Source organism: Oleiphilus sp. HI0117 (assembly GCF_001635235.1).
This window is the reverse complement of the sequence record NZ_LWGA01001088.1, coordinates 1-1,018: the sequence shown is the minus strand read 5'-3', so window position 1 is coordinate 1,018 and position 1,018 is coordinate 1. Positions and strand designations below refer to the sequence as shown.

The following is a 1,018-nucleotide window of genomic DNA, read 5'->3' as shown; positions in this document are numbered from 1 at the left end:
CATGCCTTCATCCATATTGATATCGATGATTTGTGCGCCGTTTTCAACTTGCTGTCTTGCAACGTCGAGTGCTTCTTCAAACTCTTCGTCTTTAATAAGCCTCAAAAACTTCTTTGAACCAGTAACGTTAGTGCGCTCACCGACATTAATGAATAGTGAGTCTTCATCTGTAACAAAAGCTTCTAAGCCGGAAAGGCGAAGTTTGGGTTTGATCTGTGGAATAGCCCTTGTACTGTGTTTCTCCATACGTCGTGCGATTTCAGCAATGTGCTCTGGTGTTGAACCGCAGCAGCCACCGATAATGTTGATTAAATTATCTTTTGCGAAGGTCTCAACGATATCGGCCATTTCTTCAGGTGTTTGATCGTATTCACCAAACTCATTCGGCAGGCCTGCGTTAGGGTGGGCGCTAACATAGCATTCGCCCTTGGTAGATAACTCTTCAATGTAGGGCCGAAGTGCATCGGCACCCAGAGCGCAGTTAAAACCGATGCTCAGAGGCTTGCAGTGCTTAACAGATATTAGGAAGGCCTCAGCTGTCTGCCCGGACAGAGTACGGCCCGAGGCGTCAGTGATGGTGCCTGAAATCATGATTGGCAGTTTCAGTTTGGAATCCTGAAAGTATTGTTCAACTGCATAAATAGCTGCTTCAGCATTAAGCGTATCGAATATGGTCTCGATCATGATTATGTCGGCACCGCCTTTTACCAAGGCATCGGTGGCTTCATAATAATTGTCGTAAAGCTCTTCGAAAGTGACGTTTCTAAAACCCGGGTCGTTAACGTCGGGGCTAATGGATGCCGTACGTGATGTTGGGCCAACGACACCTGCAACAAATCTTGGCTTGTCGGGCGTTTCAGCGGTCTTCTTCTCCGCTTCTTCACGTGCAATACGTGCAGCTTCGAAATTTAACTCGTATACAAGCTCTTCCATGCCATAGTCAGCTTGGGAAACTTTGGTCGAGTTGAAAGTGTTTGTTTCAATTATATCTGCGCCTGCATCTAGATATTGTTTATGG

Annotated in this window: 1 protein-coding gene; it reads right to left on the bottom strand. The window is 46.1% G+C overall.

Annotated features, from left to right (window positions below):
• The coding region (locus A3757_RS19570) for a homocysteine S-methyltransferase family protein (protein WP_197470146.1) at positions 1–1,018 on the bottom strand (1,018 nt) is incomplete at both ends.